This is a genomic window from Streptomyces sp. NPDC001492 (assembly GCF_053597275.1).
The window spans coordinates 29649-54213 of the sequence record NZ_JBSFHW010000004.1 but is presented as its reverse complement, the minus strand read 5'-3'; the positions used below and the strand labels follow the sequence as shown (position 1 = coordinate 54213).

At 71.9% G+C, this 24565-nt stretch carries 19 protein-coding genes and 1 pseudogene; 7 read left to right on the top strand and 13 right to left on the bottom strand.

Annotated features, from left to right (window positions below; genetic code table 11):
• Positions 1–4: 4 nt before the first annotated feature.
• The gene (locus ACWC1K_RS06305) at positions 5–817 is read left to right on the top strand and encodes a PaaX family transcriptional regulator (RefSeq protein WP_450829093.1); all 813 of its coding nucleotides are present in this window, start codon (positions 5–7) and stop codon (positions 815–817) included.
• A gap of 246 nt (positions 818–1063) precedes the next feature.
• Here the strand turns inward: ACWC1K_RS06305 and ACWC1K_RS06300 are convergent, their stop codons facing one another.
• A complete protein-coding gene (locus ACWC1K_RS06300; RefSeq protein ID WP_450829092.1) occupies positions 1064–3331 on the bottom strand; it encodes a bifunctional salicylyl-CoA 5-hydroxylase/oxidoreductase in 2268 nt (755 codons plus the stop codon).
• Between the two features lie 7 nt (positions 3332–3338).
• Positions 3339–4166, bottom strand: coding sequence for an enoyl-CoA hydratase family protein (locus ACWC1K_RS06295; RefSeq protein ID WP_450829091.1), 828 nt, complete (start codon positions 4164–4166; stop codon positions 3339–3341).
• A gap of 300 nt (positions 4167–4466) precedes the next feature.
• Between ACWC1K_RS06295 and ACWC1K_RS06290 the strand changes: the two genes are divergently transcribed.
• Entirely contained in the window at positions 4467–4925 is a 459-nt protein-coding gene (locus ACWC1K_RS06290; RefSeq protein ID WP_450829090.1) for an ATP-binding protein, read from the top strand.
• Positions 4926–4940: 15 nt separating this feature from the next.
• On the opposite strand, the gene argF is transcribed toward ACWC1K_RS06290, so the two are convergent.
• Entirely contained in the window at positions 4941–5948 is a 1008-nt protein-coding gene (gene argF / locus ACWC1K_RS06285; protein WP_450829089.1) for an ornithine carbamoyltransferase, read from the bottom strand.
• 62 nt (positions 5949–6010) lie between these two features.
• Positions 6011–7234 carry an arginine deiminase gene (locus ACWC1K_RS06280; protein ID WP_450829088.1) on the bottom strand — a complete coding sequence of 408 codons (1224 nt, stop codon included), beginning with the start codon at positions 7232–7234 and terminating at the stop codon, positions 6011–6013.
• Between the two features lie 131 nt (positions 7235–7365).
• On the opposite strand from ACWC1K_RS06280, the gene ACWC1K_RS06275 reads away from it, so the two are divergent.
• The gene (locus tag ACWC1K_RS06275; protein ID WP_450829087.1) at positions 7366–8535 is read left to right on the top strand and encodes an SPFH domain-containing protein; all 1170 of its coding nucleotides are present in this window, start codon (positions 7366–7368) and stop codon (positions 8533–8535) included.
• Between the two features lie 742 nt (positions 8536–9277).
• Complete coding sequence (locus ACWC1K_RS06270) at positions 9278–10180, top strand: hypothetical protein (RefSeq protein WP_450829086.1); 903 nt, start codon at positions 9278–9280, stop codon at positions 10178–10180.
• 249 nt (positions 10181–10429) lie between these two features.
• On the opposite strand, the gene ACWC1K_RS06265 is transcribed toward ACWC1K_RS06270, so the two are convergent.
• The 3 genes from ACWC1K_RS06265 to ACWC1K_RS06255 form a co-directional block, all read right to left on the bottom strand.
• Entirely contained in the window at positions 10430–12973 is a 2544-nt protein-coding gene (locus ACWC1K_RS06265; protein ID WP_450829085.1) for a polynucleotide kinase-phosphatase, read from the bottom strand.
• Entirely contained in the window at positions 12970–14433 is a 1464-nt protein-coding gene (locus tag ACWC1K_RS06260) for a 3' terminal RNA ribose 2'-O-methyltransferase Hen1 (protein WP_450829084.1), read from the bottom strand. Before ACWC1K_RS06260 ends, ACWC1K_RS06265 begins: the two co-directional genes overlap by 4 nt.
• 61 nt (positions 14434–14494) lie before the next feature.
• Positions 14495–15268 carry an SDR family NAD(P)-dependent oxidoreductase gene (locus tag ACWC1K_RS06255; RefSeq protein WP_450829083.1) on the bottom strand — a complete coding sequence of 258 codons (774 nt, stop codon included), beginning with the start codon at positions 15266–15268 and terminating at the stop codon, positions 14495–14497.
• 52 nt (positions 15269–15320) lie between these two features.
• Here ACWC1K_RS06255 and ACWC1K_RS06250 point away from each other — a divergent pair, with 52 nt between their 5' ends.
• Positions 15321–15995 carry a TetR/AcrR family transcriptional regulator gene (locus ACWC1K_RS06250; protein ID WP_450829082.1) on the top strand — a complete coding sequence of 225 codons (675 nt, stop codon included), beginning with the start codon at positions 15321–15323 and terminating at the stop codon, positions 15993–15995.
• Positions 15992–17305 (top strand): FAD-binding oxidoreductase, encoded by a 1314-nt coding sequence (locus ACWC1K_RS06245; protein ID WP_450829081.1) that lies wholly within the window; start codon positions 15992–15994, stop codon positions 17303–17305. Before ACWC1K_RS06250 ends, ACWC1K_RS06245 begins: the two co-directional genes overlap by 4 nt.
• 6 nt (positions 17306–17311) lie before the next feature.
• Here the strand turns inward: ACWC1K_RS06245 and ACWC1K_RS06240 are convergent, their stop codons facing one another.
• Complete coding sequence (locus ACWC1K_RS06240) at positions 17312–17983, bottom strand: FMN-dependent NADH-azoreductase (protein ID WP_450829080.1); 672 nt, start codon at positions 17981–17983, stop codon at positions 17312–17314.
• A 143-nt stretch (positions 17984–18126) separates the two neighbouring features.
• Between ACWC1K_RS06240 and ACWC1K_RS06235 the strand changes: the two genes are divergently transcribed.
• Positions 18127–19074, top strand: coding sequence for a LysR family transcriptional regulator (locus ACWC1K_RS06235; protein ID WP_450829079.1), 948 nt, complete (start codon positions 18127–18129; stop codon positions 19072–19074).
• 14 nt (positions 19075–19088) lie between these two features.
• On the opposite strand, the gene ACWC1K_RS06230 is transcribed toward ACWC1K_RS06235, so the two are convergent.
• From ACWC1K_RS06230 to ACWC1K_RS06210, 5 genes and pseudogenes are all read right to left on the bottom strand, one after another.
• Positions 19089–19598 carry a prephenate dehydratase domain-containing protein gene (locus ACWC1K_RS06230; protein WP_450829078.1) on the bottom strand — a complete coding sequence of 170 codons (510 nt, stop codon included), beginning with the start codon at positions 19596–19598 and terminating at the stop codon, positions 19089–19091.
• Positions 19586–19840 (bottom strand): annotated as a pseudogene (locus ACWC1K_RS06225) (prephenate dehydratase domain-containing protein); the annotation flags it as partial. The gene ACWC1K_RS06230 and the pseudogene ACWC1K_RS06225, both read right to left, overlap by 13 nt.
• 78 nt (positions 19841–19918) lie before the next feature.
• Complete coding sequence (locus ACWC1K_RS06220) at positions 19919–20323, bottom strand: nuclear transport factor 2 family protein (RefSeq protein WP_450829077.1); 405 nt, start codon at positions 20321–20323, stop codon at positions 19919–19921.
• A gap of 5 nt (positions 20324–20328) precedes the next feature.
• The gene (locus ACWC1K_RS06215; RefSeq protein WP_450829076.1) at positions 20329–21252 is read right to left on the bottom strand and encodes an NAD-dependent epimerase/dehydratase family protein; all 924 of its coding nucleotides are present in this window, start codon (positions 21250–21252) and stop codon (positions 20329–20331) included.
• Between the two features lie 28 nt (positions 21253–21280).
• Entirely contained in the window at positions 21281–24040 is a 2760-nt protein-coding gene (locus ACWC1K_RS06210) for an alpha/beta fold hydrolase (protein WP_450829075.1), read from the bottom strand.
• Positions 24041–24565 lie beyond the last annotated feature (525 nt).

The following is a 24565-nucleotide window of genomic DNA, read 5'->3' as shown; positions in this document are numbered from 1 at the left end:
TAAGATGATCAACGTGTCCGACCAGCATGCACCACGGTCTCTCATCGTCACGCTCTACGGCGCGTACGGCCGCTTCGCGCCGGGCCCCGTGCCCGTCGCCGAACTGATCCGGCTGCTGGCCGCGGTCGGCGTGGACGCACCCTCGGTGCGCTCGTCGGTCTCCCGCCTCAAACGCCGTGGGCTGCTGCTGCCGGCCCGTACGGCGCAGGGCGCGGCCGGGTACGAACTGTCGCCGGGCGCCCGCCAGTTGCTCGACGACGGCGACCGGCGCATCTACGCCACCGCACCGCCCGAGGACGAGGGCTGGGTGCTCGCCGTGTTCTCGGTGCCGGAGTCGGAGCGGCAGAAGCGGCATGTGCTGCGCTCGCGGCTGGCGGGGCTGGGGTTCGGCACGGCGGCACCCGGGGTGTGGATCGCTCCCGCCCGGCTGTACGAGGAGACCCGGCACACCCTCGAACGGCTGCACCTCGACCCGTACGTCGACCTGTTCCGCGGCGAGCACCTCGGGTTCGCGGCGACCGAGGAGGCGGTGGCCCGCTGGTGGGACCTGGCCGCGATCGCCAAGGAGCACGAGGCGTTCCTCGACCGGCACGCGCCCGTGCTGCACGAGTGGGAGCACCGGGCGGACACCCCTCCCGAGGAGGCGTACCGCGACTACCTCCTCGCCCTCGACTCCTGGCGCCACCTCCCCTACACCGATCCCGGCCTGCCCGCCCGCCTCCTCCCCGAGGACTGGCCCGGCGCCCGCTCGGCCGCGGTCTTCCGGGAGCTGCATGCGCGGCTGAGGGACGCGGGGGCCGGGTTCGCGGGCGTGTGACCACCACGGCCGAGGCGGGCCGCGGGGCTCGGCGAGCAACCGTCCGGCGCACCGGGCCGCCGAGCGCGGGCAGGACGACCGACGCCCGTCTCCTCGGCGCACGTCAGAGGGCCCGAGGGGCGCCGAGTGAGGGTCCTCCACTTCGGTGCTCGCGCGCAACGGCGTGCTCAGTCCGGTCCCGGTCGTCGCGCCGTACGTGATGAGGGGCGGCCGGCCTCGAGGCGGTGCACCCGCCCCGGTGCGCCCTCAGGTCTCCAGCGTCAGACGGGGCTTGGGGGCGTCCGTGCGGCCGGTCCGGGGGCGGCGGCTGCCCGCCCGGTAGGGGGCCGGCCAGACGGCGCCGGGGCCTTCGTAGCCCTGCTCGGCTGCCGCGTGCAGGGTCCAGTGCGGGTCGTAGAGGTGGGGGCGGGCGAGGGCGCAGAGGTCCGTACGCCCGGCCAGGATCAGGGAGTTGACGTCGTCCCAGGAGGAGATCGCGCCGACCGCGATCACCGGGAGGCCGGTGGTGTGGCGGATGCGGTCGGCGTACGGCGTCTGGTACGAGCGCCCGAACTCCGGGTGGTCGTCGGCCACGACCTGCCCGGTCGAGACGTCGATGGCGTCGACGCCGTGCGCGGCGAAGGCGCGGGCGATCTCGACGGCGTCCTCGGCGGTCGTACCGCCCTCGGCCCAGTCGGTGGCCGAGATACGGACGGTCATGGGTTTCTCCTCGGGCCACACACCCCGTACCGCGTCGAAGACCTCCAGCGGGAAGCGGAGTCGTTTCTCCAGCGAGCCGCCGTAGGCGTCGGTGCGGCGGTTGGTGAGCGGGGAGAGGAAGCCGGAGAGCAGATAGCCGTGGGCGCAGTGGAGTTCGAGGAGGTCGAAGCCCGCGCGGGCGGCCCGCCAGGCGGCGGAGGTGAACTGCTCGCGGATATCGGTGAGTTGGGCGCGGGTCAGCTCACGCGGGGTCTGGCTGCCCGGCTTGTACGGCAGCGGGGATGCGGCCACCAGGGGCCAGTTGCCGTCGGGCAGTGGTTCGTCCATGCCCTCCCACATCAGCCTGGTCGAGCCCTTGCGGCCGGAGTGGCCGAGCTGCACGCCGATCGCGGTGCCCGGCGACTGGGCGTGCACGAACTCGGTGATCCGCTTCCAGGACTCGGCCTGCCGTCCGGTGTAGAGGCCGGCGCAACCGGGGGTGATCCGGCCCTCCGCGCTGACGCACACCATCTCGGTCATCACCAGGCCGGCGCCGCCGAGCGCCCGTGCGCCCAGATGGACGAGGTGGAAGTCGCCGGGGACGCCGTCGGCCGCCGAGTACATGTCCATGGGCGAGACGACGACCCGGTTGCGCAGGGTCAGACCGCGCAGCCGGAACGGGGTGAACATGGGCGGCGTACCGGGCGGGCAGCCGAACTCGCGCTCCACGGCTCCGGTGAAGCGGGCGTCGCGCAGCCGCAGGTTGTCGTGGGTGACACGGCGGCTGCGGGTGAGCAGGTTGAAGGCGAACTGGCGGGGCGGCTGGTCGAGGTACAGCCCCAGGTTCTCGAACCACTCCAGGCTGGCGCGGGCCGCACGCTGGGTGGAGGCGACGACGGGTTTGCGTTCCTTCTCGTAGGCCGCGAGCGCCTCGGCCGGTGTGGGCTGTTCCTCCAGGCAGGCGGCGAGTGCGAGGGCGTCCTCGACGGCCAGCTTGGTGCCGGAGCCGATGGAGAAGTGGGCGGTGTGGGCGGCGTCGCCGAGCAGGACCACGTTGCCGTGGGACCAGCGCTCGTTGACGACCGTGCGGAAGGTGGTCCACACCGACTTGTTGGAGCGGAGGGGGCGGCCGCGGAGCGCCTCCGCGAAGATCTTGGCGCAGCGTTCGACGGACTCCGTCTCGTCGAGCTCCTCGAAACCGGCGGCGCGCCACACGTCCTCGTGCATCTCCACGATCACGGTGGAGGCGTCGGGGGCGTACGGGTAGCCGTGCAGCTGCATTACGCCGTGCTCGGTCTCGGCGATGTCGAAGCGGAAGGCGTCGAAGGCGAAGTCCGCGGCGAGCCAGATGTAGCGGCAGCGGTGGGTGGCCACCTGCGGGCGGAACACATCGGCGTAGGCCTCGCGGGTGGTGCTGTTGACTCCGTCGGCGGCGATGACCAGGTCGTACGACTGCGCCAGCCAGTCGGGGTACGGGGCTTCCGAACGAAAGCGCAGCTCGACGCCCAGGTCCCGGCAGCGGTCGTGCAGTATCTCCAGGAGGCGTTTCCTGCCGAGCGCGGCGAAACCGTGTCCTGAGGAGGTCTGGCGGTTGTTTCGGTGGACGATGTGGATGTCGTCCCAGCGGACGAAGTGCTTCTGGAGGGCCTCGTAGACGACGGGGTCGGCGTGTTCGATGCCGCCGAGGGTTTCGTCGGAGAGGACCACTCCGAAGCCGAAGGTGTCGTCGGGGGCGTTGCGTTCCCACACGGTGATGTCGCGCTGCGGGTCGAGCCGTTTCAGCAGGGCGGCGGCGTACAGTCCGCCGGGGCCTCCGCCGATGATCGCGACACGCATGGCAGCCTCACCTCCCCTGCCACTTCGGCGGCCGCTTCTCGGTGAACGCCGCATGGAACTCCGCGTAGTCCTCACCGTTCATCAGCAGCGCCTGGGTCGAGGCGTCCAGTTCGACCGATGCCGCGAGTGGCATGTCCAGCTCGGCTGTGAGCAGGGCCTTCGTCTGGGCATACGCCAGCGCCGGGCCGTCGGCCAGGCGGCGGGCGAGTTCCCGGGCTGCCTCGTCCGCGCGGCCCTCGTCGGTCAGTTCGCTGATCAGGCCGATGCGTTCCGCCTCGGGGGCGCGGACCGGTTCGCCCAGCATCAGCAGGCGGGTGGCGTGGCCAAGGCCCACGACCCTCGGCAGCAGATATGCCGCACCCATGTCGCCGCCGGACAGGCCCACCCTGGTGAACAAAAACGCGAACCGGGCGGACGGGTCAGCGACGCGGAAGTCCGCCGCCAGGGCGAGGACCGCCCCGGCGCCCGCCGCCACCCCGTGCACCGCCGCGATCACCGGGAACGGGCACTCCCGTATCGCCCGTACGGTCTGGCCGGTCATCCGGTTGAAGTCGAGGAGCTGGGCGGTGTCCATGGACAGGGTCGCGCCGATGATCTCGTCGACGTCGCCGCCCGAGCAGAAGCCGCGGCCCTCGCCGGCCAGGACCAGCGCCCGTACGGACCGCTCGCGGGAGAGTTCGGCGAGCAGGTCGCGCAGGTCGGCGTAGGCCCCGAAGGTCAGCGCGTTGAGTTTCTCGGGGCGGGCGAGGGTGACCGTGGCGACCCCGTCGGCGTGCTCCACGCGCAGATGCCGCCAGTCGGAGGTGCGGGCGGCGGAGCCGGTGAAGGGACTCATGACGTGCGGCCTCCTCGGGGGGCGGGCACTGCCTCACTGAGCTCTACCCTTCGAAGCTATCACCCATCCGTGACTGTCGTCACGAGGGCGCGATAGAGCTGTCCTGATCTGACCCGGCCCGGTCACATCCGTCACGGCTCGTCGACAGAGCGGCTACGACGGGAGCGGCGCCGCGAGGCAAGCCGTTGCTACGGGTATGCCGCCCGTCAGCGGGGCCGAAGGTCCCGCACGGTGCCCGTCGGGCCGCTCGCCGGGCGGCGCCGTACCATTCGTAAAAGTTGAAAGCAGGACAGCCTGCTCATGAACGGACCCGCCTTGTACGACCGCCCCTCGTCGTCCGCCGCCTCCTGGCGCATCGCACTGCCGCACTCCGCCGCGGCCGTGCCCGTGGCCCGTGCACTCGTGCGCACGGCGCTGGCCGAGCTGGAGCACGGGGCCGACTGCGACACCGCGGAACTGCTCACGGCGGAGCTGGTCGCGAACGCCGTGGAGCACACCGTCGTCGGGGACTCCCCCATAGAGCTCGTGGTGGAGCTGCTGCCGAGCGGCTGCCAGGTCGAGGTGCACGACCCGGACCCGGTGCCGCCGTTCGATCTCACCTGGCCGGGCGCGGAGATGCCCGACTGCTGGCAGGAGCACGGGCGCGGACTGCTGCTGATCCGCGCGCTCAGCTCGTCCTGCGGTCACCGGCCGACGGAGTCGGGCAAGGCCGTGTGGTTCCGGCTGCCGGTGGTGCCCCGGCAGCGGCGTTCCGCCTGAGCACCGGGCCGGGTGTCACGCCAGGGTCGCGACCAGGACCGCCTTGATGGTGTGCATCCGGTTCTCGGCCTCGTCGAAGACCACGGAGTGCTCCGACTCGAACACCTCGTCGGTGACCTCCAGCTCCGTCAGACCGTGCCGCTCGTGGACCTCGCGGCCGACACGTGTGCCGAGGTCGTGGAAGGCCGGCAGACAGTGCATGAACTTCACGTCGGGGTTGCCGGTGGCGCGCAGCACGTCCATGGTCACGGCATAGGGGCCGAGCAGCGCTATGCGCTCGTCCCAGACCTCCTTGGGCTCCCCCATCGACACCCAGACGTCGGTGGCGACGAAGTCGGCGTGGCGCACACCCTCCTTCACGTCCTCGGTGAGCGTGACCTGGCCGCCGGAGGCGGCGGCGAGCTGCTGGGCCACCTCGACGATCGTCTCGTCCGGCCACAGCACCCGGGGCGCGACGATACGGACGTCCATACCGAGCAGGGCGCCCGTGACCAGGTAGGAGTTGCCCATGTTGTAGCGGGAGTCGCCGAGGTAGGCGAAGACCGTCTCGTTGAGCGGCTTGTCGCTGTGCTCGGTCATGGTGAGCACGTCGGCCAGCATCTGCGTGGGGTGCCACTCGTCGGTGAGGCCGTTGTAGACGGGGACCCCGGCGTATGCGGCCAGCTCCTCGACGACACCCTGACCGTGCCCGCGGTACTCGATCGCGTCGTACATCCGCCCCAGCACCCGGGCCGTGTCCTTCACCGACTCCTTGTGCCCGATCTGCGAGCCCGCCGGGTCGAGGTAGGTCGTCGAGGCGCCCTGGTCGGCGGCGGCCACCTCGAACGCGCAGCGCGTACGCGTCGAGGTCTTCTCGAAGATCAACGCGATGTTCCGGCCCCGCAGGTACTGCGTCTCGGTCCCGGCCTTCTTGGCGGCCTTCAGCTCGGCGGCCAGCTCGATCAGGCCGAGGAACTCCTGCTGGGAGAAGTCGAGCTCCTTGAGGAAGTGGCGGCCGGCGAGGGCGGTCGGGAGTGTCGCCATGGGGGCGCTCCAGGAAGTGCGGGGACGTATATCGCTGGAAGTCTATACGACGAATTGCATTTCTATACGGCACCCCGTTCGACGGGACAGCTCATACAGCGCGGGCCGCCCCTGCCCCGGCCCAGTTCGCTGCCGGGGATCTCGATGACCTCGATGCCCTGCTTGCGCAGATGGGTGTTGGTGGTGGCGTTGCGTTCGTAGGCGACGACGACGCCGGGCTCGACGGCGAGGACGTTGCAGCCGTCGTCCCACTGCTCGCGCTCGGCGGCATGCACGTCCTGGGTGGCGGTCAGGACCCGGATCTCGCTCAGACCGAGGGCGGCGGCGATCGCGCGGTGCATGTGCTCCGGCGGATGGTCGGTGACCTTGAGCTCCTTGTCGCCCGCGCCCGGCTCGATGGTGTACGAGCGGAGCATGCCGAGGCCCGCGTACTGGGTGAAGGTGTCGCCGTCGACCATCGTCATCACGGTGTCGAGGTGCATGAAGGCGCGGCGCTTCGGCATGTCGAGGGCCACGATCGACTGCGCGGAGCCCGCCTCGAACAGCTTGTGGGCCAGCATCTCGACCGCCTGCGGGGTGGTGCGCTCGCTCATGCCGATCAGGACGGCGCCGTTGCCGATGACCAGGACGTCCCCGCCCTCGATCGTGGACGGGTAGTCGGCCTGCCCCTCGGACCAGACGTGGAACGTTTCGTCGCGGAAGAGGGGGTGGTGCCGGTAGATCGCCTCGAAGTGCACCGTCTCGCGCTGGCGGGCAGGCCAGCGCATGGCGTTGACGGCGACACCGTCGTAGATCCAGGCGGAGGTGTCGCGGGTGAAGAGGTGGTTGGGGAGCGGCGCGAGGAGGAAGTCGTCGAGGTCCATGACATGGAAGCGGACGGAGGTGGGCTCCGTGTGGGCGTCCAGGAACTCGCGTTTGGTCATGCCGCCGACCAGGGCCTCCGCCAGCTCCTGCGCGGGGAGGGTCTCGAAGGCGGCTCTGAGGTGGTCGGTGGCGAGGACTCCGTACTCCTTCTCGTCGAAGACCCGGTCCAGGACGAGCGTTCTGGCCGCCGGGATCTCCAGGGCCTCGGTGAGCAGGTCGCCGAAGAGGTGGACGGCGACCCCGCGGTCGCGCAGGACGTCGGCGAAACCGTCGTGCTCGGCGCGGGCGCGGCGCACCCAGAGCACGTCGTCGAAGAGGAGGGCGTCCTTGTTGCTGGGGGTGAGCCTTTTCAGCTCTAGATCCGGCCGGTGGAGTATGACGCGGCGCAGCCGCCCAGCCTCGGAGTCGACATGCATTCCCATGCCTCCATCCTGACCACCGGGGGGCTTCTTGACCCATCGGTCGACGGTTTCTTCGCCTTCTTGTTCTCGTCCCCTTGACGATAAGCGCCTGCGGTGATTATCGTCGAACGGACGAGAACCGAGGGGGTTCGATGGCCGACATCACACGGCGTCTGGGCTGGCGCCATCTGCGGGGGGCGCCGACGGCGCACATCCGGCACCAGCGCGCGGGGAAGCTGCTGCACGACGGCCCGGGGCTCAGCTTCTGGTTCCGTGCGCTGACCGCGGCGCTCTCCGAAGTCCCGGTCGACGACCGGGAGCTGGCGATGACCTTCCATGCCCGTACCTCCGACTTCCAGGACGTGGCGGTGCAGGCCACCGTGACGTACCGGATCAGTGACCCGGCGCTCGCCGCCGCCCGGCTGGACTTCTCCGTCGACCCGGACACGGGGGTGTGGCGGGGTGCGCCGCTGGAGCAGCTGGGGACGCTGCTGACGGAGACGGCCCAGCAGCATGCGCTGGACGTCCTCGCTCGTACGTCACTGGCGTCGGCGCTGGTGGACGGGGTGGCGGCGGTGCGGGAGCGGGTCGCGGCCGGGCTGGGCGCCGAGCCGCGGCTGCCGGCGACCGGCATCGAGGTGGTCGCCGTCCGGGTGGTGGCGCTGCGTCCCGAGCCGGAGGTGGAGCGGGCCCTGCGCACGCCCGCCCGAGAGCAGATCCAGCAGGAGGCGGACCGGGCGACGTACGAGCGGCGGGCCGTGGCCGTCGAGCGGGAGCGGGCGATCGCCGAGAACGAACTGGCCAGCCAGATCGAACTCGCCCGCCGCGAGGAGCAGTTGGTCGAGCAACGCGGCACGAACGCCCGCCGGGAGGCCGAGGAACACGCGGCGGCGGACGCGGTACGGGCCGAGGCGGAGGCGGCGCGGACGGTGAAGCTGGCTCAGGCGGAGGCGGACCGCTCGCTTCGGCTGGCCGACGCGGAGGCCACGCGGTCCGTGCAGCTCGCGGACGCCGAGGCACGGCGTACCGAGCGGCTGGCGGAGGCGGAGGCGGCGCGGACGGTGCGGATGGCCGATGCCGAGGCGGTACGGTCCGTCCGGCTTGCGCGGGCCGAGGCCGAAGGGGCACGCGAGGTCGGGGAGGCGCGGGCTCAGGCGCAGGCGGCCTGGCTGCGGGTGCACGGAGAAGTGGACGTCGCGACCTTGCACGCCCTCGCCGGGACCCGGCTGGCGGAGAACCTGCCGAACATCGACAGCGTGACCATCTCGCCGGACGTACTGACGGGACTGCTCGCCCGGCTCGGCAACGGGGAACGGGCATGAAGACGGGAGCCGGACGGGCCGGCTTCCCCGACGCGAGGCCGCTCGACCTGCCATCGACCGCCTCGCCCAGGTTCCGCGACGCGAGCCCGGACGGGGGTCAGCCGCCGCCCGCCCCCCGGCCGACGGGGGCGCTCTCCTGGCCCGCCCGCGACGCGAGCCCGAGCGGGAGGCAGCCGGCGTCCGGCGCCCGGTCGGCAGGGGCCCTCCCCCGACCCGCCCCCAACACGGACCCGAATGCCGCGCAAGCACCATCCACCGCCCGGCCGACAGGAACCCTCCCCCGACCCGCCCGCGACGCGAGCACGAGCGGGAAGCAGCCGGCGTCCAGCGCCCGGCCGACAGGGGCCCTCCCCCGACCCGCCCGCGACGCGAGCCCGAGCGGCGGGCAGCCAGCGTCTGGCGCCCAGCCGACAGGGGCCCTCCCCCGACCCGCCCGCGACGCGAGCCCGAGCGGCGGGCAGCCAGCGTCTGGCGCCCGGTCGGCAGGGGCGCTCCCCCGACCCGCCCGCAGGGCGGACATGAGCGGCGGGCGGCCGGCGTCCACCGCCGGGCCGACAGGAATCCTCCCCCGACCCGCCCCCAACACGGACCCGAATGCCGCGCAAGCACCATCCACCGCCCGACCGACAGGAACCCTCCCCCGACCCGCCCGCGACGCGAGCCCGGGCGGCGGGCAGGCGGCGTCCGGCGCCCGGTTGACGGGGGCGCTCGCCCTGCCGGTCCTCTGCGTGGAGCGCGCCGCATGAGTCTCGCCCCGCGTGTGGTCCTCGTCCACCGGACCACGGAGTACGAGGAGCTGGTGGCCCACCACGGTACCCACGGACAGGCCGCCTTCTTCCTCTCCTCCCGGGGCCGGGACATCGCGGAGGTCGCCGAGCGGCACCGCCGCACCCGGCGTGCGCTCGCCGAGGTGACCGCGGCCATTCCGCTGACCTGGCGTCAGTCGCTGGTCGAGAGGGCCGACTTGGACCGTTTCCTGTTCGCGCCGGAGGACGTCGTGGTGGTCGTCGGGCAGGACGGGCTGGTGGCGAACGTCGCCAAGTACCTCGCCGGGCAGCCGGTGGTGGGCATCGACACGGACCCCGGGCGCAACCCGGGCGTCCTGGTGCGGCACGGGCCCGCGGACGCGGCGGCACTGCTGGCGACGGCCCGCACGAGCGCCGTGGACGAACTCACCATGGTCGAGGCCGTCGCCGACGACACACAGCGGATCGTCGCGCTCAACGAGATCTACCTGGGCGCCGCCGGACATCAGACGGCCAGGTACCGCCTGGGCCTCGAGGACGACGGGGGTGTCGTCGAGGCCCAGGCTTCGTCCGGGGTGCTGGTGGGGACGGGGACCGGCGCGACGGGATGGATCCGCTCGGTGTGGCAGGAGCGGGGCGCCGCCCAGAGGGCCCTGTCGCTGCCCCGCCCGACCGACGACCGGCTGCTGTGGTTCGTACGGGAGGCGTGGCCGTCACCGGCCACCGGGACGTCGCTGGTCGCGGGCGAGCTCGTGGACGCGGCCCGGCTCACCCTCACCGTCGAGTCCGAGCGGCTGATCGCCTTCGGCGACGGGATGGAGCAGGACGCGCTGCAGCTGACCTGGGGCCAGTCGGTGCGCGTGGGCGTGGCGGGCACCTCACTGCGCCTGGTCGGATAGCGGAACCTGCGTGGGTTCCTGAAGGGTGTCGAAGGTCGCGAGCAGATCGGGGTCGTCGAGCGTGCAGTGAGCCGCCACGCCCTTGTCTCGGAGCCACTCGTCCAGCTCCTCGACCGTGAGCCGGTGATCTCCACGCCTGCCCCGCCCCCCTCGAACTCCCCTGATTCGTCAGGTTGTTCAAGTTGGGCGGGGCAGCGCATGTGACACAAGGTTTCCTTGGCCCCTGTGTGAACACGGCTCACGATTGACTCAAAGCCGCGGGTCCACCGGCTCCGACTCCAGCGCCAGCACCCCGAACACGGCCTCGTGCACCCGCCACAGCGGCTCGCCCTCCGCCAGCCGGTCCAGGGCCTCCAGGCCCAGGGCGTACTCGCGGATCGCCAGCGACCGCTTGTGGTTCAGGAAGCGGCCGCGCAGCCGGACGAGGTTGTCGGGGCGCGTGTACTCCGGACCGTAGATGATCCGCAGGTACTCACGGCCCCGGCACTTGATGCCGGGCTGCACGAGCCGCCCCTCGGTGCTGCGCACCAGCGCGCCCAGCGGCTTGACGACCATGCCCTCGCCGCCGCGACCGGTCATCTCCAGCCACCAGTCGACGCCGGCCCGCACCGACTCCGGGTCACCGGTGTCGACGTAGAGCCGTCGGGTGGTCTGCAGCAGACCGCCGGAGTCGTGCTCGACGAGCCGGTCGAGCAGGGTGAGCTGCTCGTCGTGCGGCAGTCCGGCGAGGCTGCGGCCCTGGACGGCCAGGATCTGGAAGGGCGCGAGTCGTACGCCGTCCAGGCCCTCGGTCGTCCAGCAGTAGCGGCGGTACGCCTCCGTGAACGCGGCCGCGTTCGACGCCCGTTCCCGCTGGCGGGCCAGCAGGTCGGCCACCTCGACGCCCCGGGACGCGGCACCCTCCAGCGCGGCGAGCGCACCGGGGAACACCGCCCCGGAGGCGGCGCCGACGGCCGCGTACTGCGACCGCAGCAGCCCGGAGGCCTTCAGCGACCACGGCATCAGCTCGGCGTCGAGCAGCAGCCAGTCCGTGTCGAGTTCCTCCCACAGGCCGGCCTCGCCGATCGCCGTCCGCACGCGTCCGAGGATCTCCTCCGTCACCGACCCGTCGTCGAAGAACGGCCGTCCGGTACGGGTGTACAGCGCGCCCGTCGGACCGTCGACCCCGAACCGCTTGCGCGCCGCCTCCGCGTCCCGGCACACCAGGGCGACCGCCCGCGAGCCCATGTGCTTCTCCTCGCACACGACTCGCGCCACCCCGTCGGCGGCGTACTGGGCGAAGGCCTCGGCCGGGTGCTCCAGGTAGCCGTCGACGTGGCTGGTCGCCGCCGGCGCCATGGTCGGCGGGAGGTACGGCAGCAGCCGCGGGTCGACGGCGAAACGGCTCATGACCTCCAGGGCCGCGGCCGCGTTCTCCTCGCGGACGGCGACCCGGCCCGAGTGCCGGGTCTCCACGACCCGCCGCCCGTACACGTCGTTCAGGTCCAGCGGCCGGCCGTCGTGCCCGCCGGGTGCCTCGGTCCGCAGCGGGCGCGTCGGCTCGTACCAGACCTGCTCCGCCGGTACGTCGACCAGCTCACGCTCCGGCCAGCGCAGCGCGGTGAGCTTGCCGCCGAAGACGGCGCCGGTGTCCAGGCAGATGGTGTTGTTGAGCCAGGTCGCCTCGGGGACCGGTGTGTGGCCGTAGACGACCGCGGCCCGGCCCCGGTAGTCCTCCGCCCACGGATAGCGCACCGGCAGCCCGAACTCGTCGGTCTCGCCGGTGGTGTCGCCGTACAGCGCGTGCGAGCGGACCCGGCCGGAGGTGCGGCCGTGGTACTTCTCGGGCAGACCGGCGTGGCAGACCACCAGCCGGCCGCCGTCGAGGACGTAGTGGCTGACCAGCCCGTCGATGAACTCCCTCACCTGCGCGCGGAACTCGTCGCTCTCGCCCTCCATCTGCTCGATGGTCTCGGCCAGGCCGTGGGTGTGCTGGACCTTGCGTCCCTTGAGATACCGGCCGTACTTGTTCTCGTGGTTGCCGGGTACGCACAGCGCGTTGCCGGACGTGACCATGGACATCACGCGGCGCAGCACGCCCGGGCTGTCCGGGCCGCGGTCGACGAGGTCGCCGACGAAGACGGCCGTACGGCCCTCGGCGTGCACGCCGTCGACGTAGCCCAGCTTGCCGAGCAGCGACTCCAGTTCCGAGGCGCAGCCGTGGATGTCGCCGATGATGTCGAAGGGGCCGGTGAGGTGGGTCAGGTCGTTGAAGCGCTTCTCGGTGACGACGGTGGCGCTCTCGATGTCCTCGACCCCGCGCAGGACGTGCACCTTGCGGAAGCCCTCGCGCTCCAAGTGCCGTACGGAACGGCGGAGTTCACGGATGTGCCGCTGGATCACCCGGCGTGGCATGTCGGCCCGGTCGGTGCGGGCCGCGTTGCGCTCGGCGCACACCTCCTCCGGGACGTCCAGCACGATGGCGATGGGCAGTACGTCGTACTGCCTGGCCAGGTCGATCAGCTGACGACGGGCGTCCTGCTGCACGCTGGTCGCGTCGACGACGGTACGGCGGCCGGCCGCCAGGCGCTTGCCGGCGATGTAGTGCAGGACGTCGAAGGCGTCCTTCGTCGCGCTCTGGTCGTTCTCGTCGTCGGAGACCAGGCCGCGGCAGAAGTCGGAGGAGATCACCTCGGTCGGCTTGAAGTGCCGGCGGGCGAAGGTGGACTTGCCGGAGCCGGAGGCGCCGACGAGGACGACGAGGGAGAGGTCGGTGACGGGCAGGACGCGCCCCTTGGTCCGGTTCTCGGTCATGCCGCCTTCGCCTCCTTCTCGGTCCTCATACGGAAAACAGCCATCTGGGTCGGCGGTCCGACCTCCGGGTCGTCGGGGCCGACGGGCACGAACTCCACGTCGTACCCGTGCCGTCCGGCCACCGTCCCGGCCCAGGTACGGAACTCCTCCCGCGTCCACTCGAAGCGGTGGTCGCCGTGCCGGACGTGGCCGGCCGGGAGGGACTCCCAGCGGACGTTGTACTCGACGTTGGGGGTCGTCACCAGGACGGTCCTCGGGCGGGCCGAGCCGAACACCGCGTACTCCAGGGCGGGCAGCCGCGGCAGGTCGAGGTGCTCGATCACCTCGCTGAGCACCGCGGCGTCGTACCCCTTGAGCCGGTTGTCGGTGTACGCGAGCGAGCCCTGGAAGAGCTTGACGCGCGCGGCCTGCCGCTCTCCCATGCGGTCCAGCTTCAGGCGCCGGGAGGCGATGGTCAGCGCGCGCATCGACACGTCGACGCCGACGATCTCGGTGAACCGCGGGTCCTTGAGCAGCGCCTGCACCAACTGGCCCTGTCCGCAGCCGAGGTCGAGCACCCGGGCGGCGCCGGACGCGCCGAGCGCGGTGATGATCGCCTCGCGTCGCTGCACGGCGAGCGGGGTGGGCTTCTCCTCCGTCTCGGTCTCCGCCTCGACGGCGTTGTCGATGTCCTCGACCTCGCTGTCGTCCGCCTCGGCGAGCCGCACCAGCTCCAGGCGCTCCATCGCCTCGCGCGTCAGCGACCAGCGGCGCGAGAGGTAACGGCTGGTGATCAGCTTCTGCTCCGGGTGCTCGGACAGCCAGCCCTCACCGGCCCGCAGCAGCTTGTCGACCTCGTCGGGGGCCACCCAGTAGTGCTTGGCGTCGTCGAGGACCGGCAGCAGGACGTAGAGGTGGCGCAGGGCCTCGGCGAGGGTGAGGGTCTCGCCCTCCAGGACGAGCCGCACATATCGCGAGTCGCCCCACTCGGGGAACTCGGTGTCCAGCGCCACCGGTTCGACGGTGACGGTCCAGCCCAGCGGCTCGAAGAGACGTCGTACGAGCTCAGGGCCGCCGCGGGCGGGCAGCGCGGGCACCTCGACGCGCAGGGGCAGCGGCTGGGCCGCGCGCTCGGGGCGGGCGTTGCACACGCCTCGCATGGCGCTGGAGAAGACCGCGCTCAGCGCCACCGCGAGCAGCGAGGAGGCCGCGTACGGGCGGTCGTTGACGTACTGCGCGAGCGCCGCGTCGGGCGCCCCGCCGCGTCCCTTGCCCTTCCCCCGGCGCACCAGCGCCACCGCGTCGACCTCCAGCAGCAGCGCCGCCGTGCAGCGCTCGGCATCGGCCTCGGGGTAGAGGACGTGCGCCGTGCCGTAGGAGGTGGAGAACGCCTGCGCCTTGTCAGGGTGCTTGTGGAGCAGGTAGCCGAGGTCGGTGGCCGGTGAGGCGGCGGTGCCGCGCGTGGAGATCGTCAGGAACACATGTCCGAGTCTCCCGGCTGTACCCGACTGTGACCACTGGTTTTCCCGTCCGGCGCATGCCTCACTGCGGCAGTGCGGTGAGGACGTCCGTCGCCCGGTCGAGCAGGTACTGCAGCGGTTCGGCGGTCCACGGGCCGCGCCCGGCGATGAGTTGTCCGGCGTGGTGGCCGAGGTCCTCGGCGCTGAGCCAGCTCGGGCTGTCCGCGCCCATGGCGGCGCGCGGGCGGGTGCGGATCGGACCGATGACGAGTTCGTGGATGCGCGGGCCCCTGCCGCCGAGTTCGGCGGTCAGCGTGCGCAGCAGGGACTTCTTGGCGGCGTTGGTGGCGCCCACGAGGGCGTTGCCCGGATACGGGATCTCGGCGCTGAAGCCGGTGAGATGGACCAGGGCGCCGTCAGGGACGAGCAGTGGGGTGACCGCGCGCAGCGCCCGGAAGTGGCTGGTGAGGTTGTCGGCGACCATGGCGTCCCAGACCTCGTCGGACACGTCGAGGAGGGCGGTGCGCCCGGGCGGTCCCCAGTTGCCGATGGCGAGCACGGCGCCGTCGAACCGGCCGTACTCCTGGGCGAGTTCGGCGCGTACGGCGGTGCTGTCGGGGTCCGACACGTCGATGACGTGGGTGCGCAGGACGCCGGGCCCGGTGTCGCCCGCGTAGTCCGCGAGGAGGCGCAGCCGGACCCCGTCCCGGCCGGCCGCGACCAGGGTGGCACCCAGCTTCAGCAGCGCCCGCGTCATGCCCTCCCCTATGCCGCCGGTCGCGCCGACGACGAGCACCTGCCGGCCGCGCAGGAACGGCTCTCCGAACTCCGCGAACCCCGGTGAACGACTGGTCATTGGCCCGAGCGTAGTCCCGCGGAGCGATAATGACCAGATGTACATTAGGGGCGTGAGCAAGGAGAACACGGCCTCCGGGCCGCTGGGCACCGCCCCGGCCCGGAAGCGGGTACGGGCCCCCGAGGCACATCGGGAGGCGATCCTCGCCGCGGCACGTGCCGCTTTCGCCGAGCGGGGGTACGCGCGCGCCACCATCCGGGAGATCGCCGGCCGGGCCGGGGTCACCCACGGCCTGGTCATGCGCCACTTCGGCTCGAAGGAGCGTCTGTTCCTGGCCGCCGTGCCCGGCACCCGGGACCTGCCGGAGCTGGTGCCCGGGCCGCCCGGCACACTGCCCGACCGGATCGCCCGGGCCTTCGTCGAGCGCATGGAGCGCGCCGACGGCAGCGATCCGTTCCTCGCGCTGATCCGCAGCGCCGCCTCCGACGAGGGCGCGGCGACCGCGCTGTACACGGCGATGCGGGACAGCAGCATGGCGGCGTACCGCACGGTGCTGACCGGGCCGGACGCGGACGAGCGCATCGACCTGGTCGGTGTGCAGCTCATCGGGGTCGCCGTCAGCCGGTACGTGCTGCGCAGCGGGCCGGTGGCGGAGATGGCACCGGAGCGGCTGGTGCGGTATCTGACGCGGGCCCTGCGCTGCGCGCTGGAGCCGCTCGACGAAGCGGACGTGCCCGGTGAAGCCGAAGAGTCCGATGAAGCCCACCGAGGGAGATCCCCGTCATGACGTCCACGCTGCCCCCGGTGCCGCAGTCCCTGGCCGGGCGGATCGTCGTGCCGGACGACGCACGGTACGAGCGGGTACGGCACTGCTATGTGCACCGGGGCTCCCCCGCCGCGGTGCTGCTGCCCGAGACCGCGCAGGAGACCGCCGAGGCGCTGAGGTACGCGCGTGCGCTGGGCTCGGTGGTCTCGGTGCGCAGCGGCGGGCACGGCATCAGCGGCCGCTCGACCAACGACGGAGGTGTCGTCGTCGACGTGTCGCGCCTGAACGGGGTGCGGGTCCTGGACCGGGCCCGGCGGCGGATACGGATCGGGGCGGGCGCCCGCTGGGGGCGGGTGGCGCAGGCCCTCGAGCCGCACGGGCTCGCCATCGGCTCCGGGGACACCGGTGACGTGGGAGTGGGCGGGCTGATCACGGCGGGCGGCATCGGCTGGTTCGCGCGACTGCACGGGATGACCGTCGACCATGTCACGGCGGTCGAACTCGTCCTGGCCGACGGCGAGTCGGTGCGGGCGGACAGCGCGCGGGACCCAGATCTGCTGTGGGCGGTGCGCGGCGCCGGCGGCAACTTCGGCGTCGTCACCGCGGTGGAGCTGGAGGCGTACGAGACGGGTGACGTGGTCTTCGCCGAACTCGTCTTCGACGCGCGGGACGCGGCCGCGCTGATCGAGGAGTGGGGCGCGGTCCTGGAGGCGGCGCCCCGCGAGCTGACCAGCTTCCTGACCTTCATGCCCGCCGGGCCAGGCCGTCCGTGTCTGGCCCATGTCTCCGCCGTGTACGCGGGCGAACACAGCGCCGCCGAGCGGGTGCTGACCCCGCTGCTCCGGGTGGGGCCGCTGCTGCGGCAGCGGGCGGTGCTCGCGCCGTACTCGGGTCTGGTGCCGGTGAGCGGCGCTCCGCACCACGGTCAGCAGCAGCTCGGCGCCACCCGCTCCGGCCTGCTGGACCACCTCACTGCGGACGCGGCGCGGGCGGTGGCGGGCGCCCTGGAGTCCGGGCAGGTGCTGATGGAGCAGTTCCGCTCGGTGGGCGGGGCGGTCAACGACCTGGATCCGGCGGCGACCGCCTACGCCCACCGCACCCAGAACTTCTCGCTGCTCTCCGCGACCGTCCCGGAGCTGGAGCAGGAGCTCGACGCGCACTGGGCCGAGCTCGCCCCGCACCTGAACGGCATGTACCTCAGCTTCGACACCCGGCGCACCCCGGACGTGCTCCGCGAGGCGTTCCCCGAGCCGGCCCTGACCCGGTTGCGCGAGCTCAAGGACCGGTACGACCCGGAGAACGTCTTCGACCGCAACTTCCCGCTGCGGTAAGGGATTTCAGGCAGCCCCGTGGGTCCGGGCGGCCTCCAGCGCCGCCTGGTACGACGCGGCGGCCATCTCCTGGAACTGGGCGAGCCGCGGCACATGCGCCGACTTGGTCAGCTCGGCGTGCAGGAAGGTGAGGTCGGACGCGAGGCCGACCATGCCGAGGGCCGCCTTGAGATACCGCTCCTGGTGGTCGCTGTCGTGGCGGGGCGTGCCGGGGCCGTAGGCACCGCCGCGCGCCGAGGCCACGACGACCTTCTTGCCCGAGAGCGGGCCCTGGCCGGTGGCCGGGTCGGCGATCAGCGGGGCGATCAGGACCCGGTCGAACCACGCCTTGAAGGTCGACGGCACCGAGAAGTTGTACATCGGCACACCGAGCAGGATGGTGTCGGCGGCGAGAAGCTCCTCGATCAGCGGCCAGGTCACCGCCCAACTCGCCTTCTCCTCGGGCGTCCGCGCCGCGTCCCGGGCGACCGTGAGGTCGCGCACGCCCTCCGTCTCCAGGCGGTGCATCACCCCGATCTGCGCGTCGTCGACATGCGGAACGTGGTCGGCGGCCAGGTCGCGGTAGACGTAGGTGCCCTCGGGGTTGGCCTTGCGCCAGGCCTCGGCGAACTCGCCCGAGATCTGGCGGGAGACGGAACCCGCGCGCGGGCTTGAGTCGAGGTGGAGCAGCGTCGGCATGGTGGAGTTCCCCTGTCTGATCAGGTCGTTCGGGTCGGGCCGAGAGCCGTGGTCCGGGTCGGGCCGAGCTCCATTGAAAGTCCCGGCGAAACCGTTGTCCCGTAATCTGGCGTGACAGTTCGTAACCGGAAGCGTTAGCGAGGATGACGGTGCTGGACGTACGGAAACTGGTACTGCTGCGCGAGGTCGGCGTCCGTGGATCCATCGCCGCGGCCGCGCAGGCCCTCAACTACACCCGTTCCGCGGTCTCCCAGCAGCTCTCCGCCCTGGAGGCGGAGACCGGCACCGCCCTGCTGGACCGCGGCAGCAGGCGGGCCGAACTCACCCCGGCCGGGCGGTTGCTGGTGTCACACACCGACCGGATCCTGGCCCAACTGGAGGCCGCCGAGGCCCAGTTGCGTCCCCGCGACGGGCGGATCAGCGGTGAGCTGCGGGTGGGCGTGCCCCTGCACGAGGGGCCCGCGCTGCTGGTACCGGCGCTGAACCGGCTGCGCCAGGACCATCCGGGGCTGCGCATCACCCTGCACGGAGTGGCCCCCGACGAGGGCCGGCAGACCGTGCGGCTCGGCCGGCTGGACGCCGTGCTGGCCGCCGGTTATCCGCAGGTGCCCGAGCCCCGGGTGCCCGGGCTGTACGAGGAGGAGGTGCTCAGCGACCGCCTCCGCCTCGTCGTCGCCCCCGGCCATCCGCTGGCCGCCGGTGAACGCCCGCGCCGTATCGAGGAGTTCGCCGGGGAACCATGGCTGCTCGACCGCACGTCGCGGCTCGGCCGGCTCGCCCTGCACGCCTGCGCCGGGGCCGGTTTCGTGCCCGACATCGTCTCCGACATCGGCGACATGCAGGCGGTGTTCGGGCTGGTCTCGCTGGGCTGGGGCGTGGCGCTCGTCCCCGACCTGGTGCCCGGCCGGCCGGGCCATCCGGTCGCCCGGGTCACGCTGGAGGGGCCCCCACTCTTTCGCCGCATCACCCTCGTGGTGCGCGAGGGCGCCCTGCAGACCCCGCCGGTGGCGGCGCTGCTGCCGGCCGTGCGGGAGGCAGCGGCGGAGCTGAGCAGGTCACTGACGGAACGTCAGGACCCGGCGTCCCAGTAGCGGGACCCCTCGCATCACGAAGCCGCCGGCCAACGCGGACAGCTCCCTGGAGACCGCGCCTCCGCCGCCGGCACCTCGTGCATCCGCCGTGGCGAGCCGCAGCCGGTGGTTGCCGATGTGCGCGTCGACGTCCAGGAGACGTGGTAGCGGCAGAGCCCCTGGCCGGTGGGCCAGGACTGGATCCAGGACCGGGCGACCGCGCGGACACGGAAGGTCTTCAGGACGTCGTGCGGCAGCGCGGGGCCGCCGTCCCCCAGGTCCAGAAGCAGCGAGGTGCGTTCGCGCGGCGAGCAGGCCAGGTGACGCCGACGCAGCACCACCGACACACACCGGGCCACCGCCCCAGCCCCCCGACCGAACCCGGCGGCGAGGATCCGTAACCCGTACGGCTCGGCGGCGGCCGGTGCCGCGATGGACGCCCGGCCGGGGATGCCGGCCGCGGCGGCCTCCCGGGCGGCCGCCGCGGTGGAGGCGGCCGTCCGGGTGCGGGCGCCGGGCAGTCGGCGCGCAGTCAGTCCTCGCACCGGCCGAGCGCGTGCGGATGGCTGAGCCCTTCGGTGACCGACGTGAGGCCCGTGCCCTCGGGGGCCGTCAGCGCGAACCGCACCGGCACCTCGACCTGGGCGTTGATGTGCGTGTCCGCGGCGGCCGGCTGGTCCATGGTGGCGGATAGGCCCCCGCGCACCGAGTTCTCCAGGGCACCACGGCCGCCTCCAGCGCGTCCGGGGCGGTGGGGAACGGACGGTGCGGACCCAGCCGCCCGGGGGGACCACCGACAGCAGCGTGCGGCCGCCTGCGCGAAGGTCCCCTCGGGGCCGAGACAGCCGTAGGTCGTCGACGGCCGTCAGCTCTCGATGACGCGGTGGAAGGCGACGGTGTCGAAGATGTCCTCCATCCGCACGGCACGGCCCTCGCGCAGCACCCAGGAGTGGACGAACGGCTGGGTCTCGGTGTGGCCGCGCAGCGAGGTGATGTCCCGGTGGCCGAAGACGACCACCCGCTCGCCCTCGCGGACGAACTCCTCGGGGTGCAGCTTCATCCCGCCCAGCACGGTCGGTACGTGCGCCAGGAACTCCTTGACGCCGGCGTGCCCGTGCTTGGTGCCGCCGAGGCCGTACTCGTTCATGCCCTCGGGGTGCACCCACTCGATGTCCGGGTCGAAGGCGTCGAGCAGCGCGCCCACGTCCCGGGCGGCGAAGGCAGCGTAGGCGGCGTGGATCGGGGCCAGCGGATCGGTGCTGTCGGTCATGTGTGTCACCCCTTGAGGTGTTCGGGATACAGGGCGGCCAGGGTCCGTCGGATGCCCTCGCGCCAGGGCACCTTGCAGGGGCCGGTGAGGGAGCGGCGCAGGGTGGGGTCGAACTGATAGGTCTCGCGGGTGACCTCGCTCGGGACGAGGTTCGCCGTCACCCCGGTGAGCTCCTCCAGATACCGCACGCAGTCGGTGACGCCGACCGGCTCGTCGCCGCCCCAGTTGGTCAGGGTCACCGGGACGCTCGCCGCGTTCCACAGGTGCGGGACCTGCTCGACGAGGTCGTCGGTGTACAGCAGGGAGCACCAGTTCTGGCCCTCCACGGGGACCGGGATGGGCTCGCCGGCGAGCATCCGCTTGAAGTAGAGCATCGGGACACCGCCGTAACCGCCGGGCCCGTAGGCGATGTTGAGGCGGGCGATGACGGTGGGCAGGCCGAGCGTCTGGGCGAAGGCACGGACCGTGCCCTCGGCAGCGATCTTGACGACCGGGTAGGCGGGCAGCCAGTCGGCCCTGCCGTCCAGCGGGTCGGTCTCGGTGTACTTGTGGTCGAGGGTCTGCCGGGCGTAGAGGGCGCCCGTGGAGACGTACAGGAACGCCTCGGCGGTACGGCAGTGGGTCATCAGGCGGCCCGCCGCGACCGAGTTGACCTCGACGGCGGCGTTGAAGTCGCCGTCCTCGCCGCGCCGGACGGCCGAGTGGAAGACATGGGTGAAGTCCTCCGGCAGGCCCTTGAGGGAGCCCTCGCCGGTGTCGTCCATGTCCCAGCGGAAGGTGCGGATGCCGTGCCGGGTGAGGTCCTCCTCGGCGCCGGGGCTGCCGAAGCGGCCCAGTGCCCATACCTCGTTGCCCTGGGCGAGGGCTTTGGCCACCGGTCCGGCGACCTGTCCGGTCGCGCCGGTGACCAGGATCTTCTTGCCGTTCACTGGATGCTCTCCTGGGGAGTGGTAGAGGTCAGGCGTCGCCGAGGGCGCGGTCGAGTTCCTTGCGGAGGATGGACTGGAAGGCCGCCACATGCTGCGGGCCCATCAGGGTGTAGTGCTCACCGGGCACATCGATGTAACGGTTCTCCTCGGTGGTGTGCTCGTCCCAGCGGCGCAGCTCGTTCTCCAGCCAGTCCTCCTTGGTGCCGCGCAGCGGGATGGCGTAGAAGACGCTCATCGAGCGGACCTTGCCGCTGGGCGCGTAGCTGCGGCCCAGGTCGGTGAGGCTGTCGGCCAGTTCGGCCCAGGCCTTGAACTTCTCGAAGGTCAGGTCGAGTTCGGCGAGCCGGTCTTCGGGCGCGTGGTCGATGAAGTACGCCAGCTGCTCGTCCTTCGGCAACGGCCGCAGCAGGTCCGGGAGTTCCAGGGACTGCTTCTTGTCGATGAGCTCAAGGAAGAACGCCAGGTTGGCGGCGGTCTCGACGAAGTCCAGTTCGTCCATGCGGTACTTGATGTGCGGGGGCAGGTTGAAGCTGCCGACGAAGTCGACGCGTTCGCCCTGGCCCTGGAGCACCTTGGCGATCTCGAAGGCGACGGCACCGCCGTAGGAGTATCCGGCGACGGCGTACGGGCCGTGCGGCCGGCGCTCGCGGATCGCCCGTACGTAGGTGTCGACCATCTCGGCGAAGCTGGTGAAGGGCGTCTCGCCGGGGTTGAAGCCGCGGGCGCGCAGGGCGTAGAAGGGCCGGTCGCCGACGAAGTACTTGGCGAGGTTGACGAAGACGAGGACCTCGCCGACGCCGGGGTGGACGCAGAACAGCGGTGTCTTGTCACCGCTGACCTGCATGGGCACGATCGGGTCGTACTCCTGCTCGCCGCTCGCGGCACCGTCGAGGTGGGCGGCGAGGGCACGCACGGTCGGGGACCGCAGCACGGTGATGATCTGGAGGTCGGCGGCGCCGAGGCGCCGGGCCACCAGCGAGCGCAGCCGCAGGATGTCCAGCGAGGTGCCGCCGAGGTCGAAGAAGTTGGCGGTGGCGCTCAGCCGCTCCGGGTCGGTGTCGAACATCTCGGCGTAGATGCCGGCGAGGACCTTCTCGGTGTCGCCCTCGGGCGCGTTGTAGCCGCCGAGCCGGCGCAGCACCAGGTCGTCGACGGCGGCCCGGATCTCGTCGTACACCCCCGTCTCCAGGCGCCTGCGCATCAGGGAGCGCTGGATCTTGCCCAGGCTGGTCTTGGGGAAGGCGTCCTCGGGCAGGGGCAGGATGAGGGCGGGCCTGAAGCCCCAGTGCATGACGACGCTGCTGCGGACGGCGGTCAGCACCCGGTAGAGGGCGAGTTCGTCGCCGGCCGCGCACTCCGGGTGGAAGGCGATGACCAGTTGCTCGGTGTCGCTGCCGGGGGCGCGGGTGGGGAAGGCGGCGACATAGGAGCGGGCCACGTCGTCAAGGCCTTCGAGGACCGACTCGATGTCGTGGCTGAAGTAGTTGACGCCATTGACGATGATGCTGTCCTTGCTGCGCCCGACCAGGGTGAGCCGGCCGTCGTCGATGCGACCGAGGTCGCCGCTGCGGAACCAGCCGTCGGGGGTGAAGGCGTCCCGGGTGGCCTGCTCGTTGTTGTAGTAACCGGCCGTGATCATCGGGCCGTTGAGCTGGAGTTCGCCCACCTCGCCCTCGCCCAGCTCGTGGTGGTCCTCCTCGTCGGCGATCCGGATGCGCAGCCCCTCGACGGGCCGGCCCAGGTTGGCGAACTCCTGGCCCTGGTCGGCCGCCGGGAACTCTGTGGAGTAGATGCTGCCGGCGCAGGTCTCCGACATGCCGAAGGCGGGCCAGAGGGCGTCGGCGCGCAGTCCATGGGCGGCGAAGCGGCTGAGGAACGTCTCGCCGGTGGTGCGGACGACGGCCTCGCCGCCGCTGATGATGTGCCGCAGCCGGGACAGGTCGAGGGCCTCACCCTCCCCCTCGTCGAGCCGGTCGGCCTGCGCATTGATCAGCCCCAGCAGGAAGTTGGGCGTGAAGGTCATGGTGACGCCGAAGCGGGAGACGATCCGCAGGAAGTTCAGCGGCTCCTGGAGGATGACGGGCGCCTCCACGTGCAGCTGGGTGCTGCCGGCGTACAGCGGGAGCATGTGGCACTCCAGCAGGGCGGCGACGTGGTCGAAGGAGACCCAGTTGAGGGTGGTGTCCTCGGCGGTCAGCCGGTGGTAGCCGTTCTTGCCGGCCATGGAGGCGAGCAGGTTGGCGTGCGAGAGCATCACGGCCTTGGAGTTGCCGGTGGAGCCGGAGGTCAGCACCAGGACGGCGGTGTCCTTGGGGTCGGCCTCGTGGCAGGTGCCGTCGGGCGTCTCGGCGTACAGCCGCTCCAGGGCGGCCACCGACAGGCCCTCGGTGCGCGGGAGTTCGGCGGCGAGGGTCTCGCTGGTGACGATCAGCGGGTGGTCGAGGAGGGTGTCGACATGGGCGAGCTGGGCGGCCCAGCGCTCCGGGTCGCCGCCGAGCGCGGCCATCGGGCAGGGTATGAAGCCGCCCAGCTGGCAGGCCCAGAACGCGGCGAGGAACTCCTTCGGCCTCTCGAGGAGCAGCACGACCTTGTCCCCGACGGCGAGACCCTGCCCGCGCAGGCCACCGAGCACGGAGCGGGCCGCGTCGAGGAGTTCGGAATAGCTCTGGAAGGGCACGTCGGGGTCGGTCGCGCCCCGGGGGTAGCGCAGCCCTGATGCCGGGTGGTTCCGGGCGGCGTCGCGCAGCAGATCCACGATGGTCCGTGTGGTCGAAACGGCTGTGGTCATGTCGATGCCTTCTCTTCCTGTCGCGTCGGCGGCCGGGTTGTGGTGGCCGTTGACGGGTGGGGCACGGATGACGGCCACGGGTGGTGACCGCGACGCCGTGGCGATACGGCGGGTCGAATGGCATGCGGGGGCCCGTACTCAACGGCGCGCAACGCACCGTTCAATCGGGGAGGCCGGGCCGCGAAAATCTCCGGAAAAGCACACCGGAACAGCGCACGCGCAGGCTACGACGGAACCCCGACAAGAGAGATCGAGCGTTCCGGAACACTGGGCAAGTACCTGTACATCGTCCCCCACCGACCAGGTCAGCGCCGAGAGCCACGACGCCGGGGCTCTGAATACCCGCCGAGAATAGAAACCGGCACACCGGCTTGTCAAAGGACCTGGGAATGCGGAAGAAAAAACCGCAAGGGGCGGGAGAGTGCAGCACCGGCAACTCAATCCCGCATTTCTGCAACTCGCCCGTTACATTACGGCCCAGAAGGCCCTGAATTGCGTCGGAGCAATTTTTCCTTACGGGCGGGG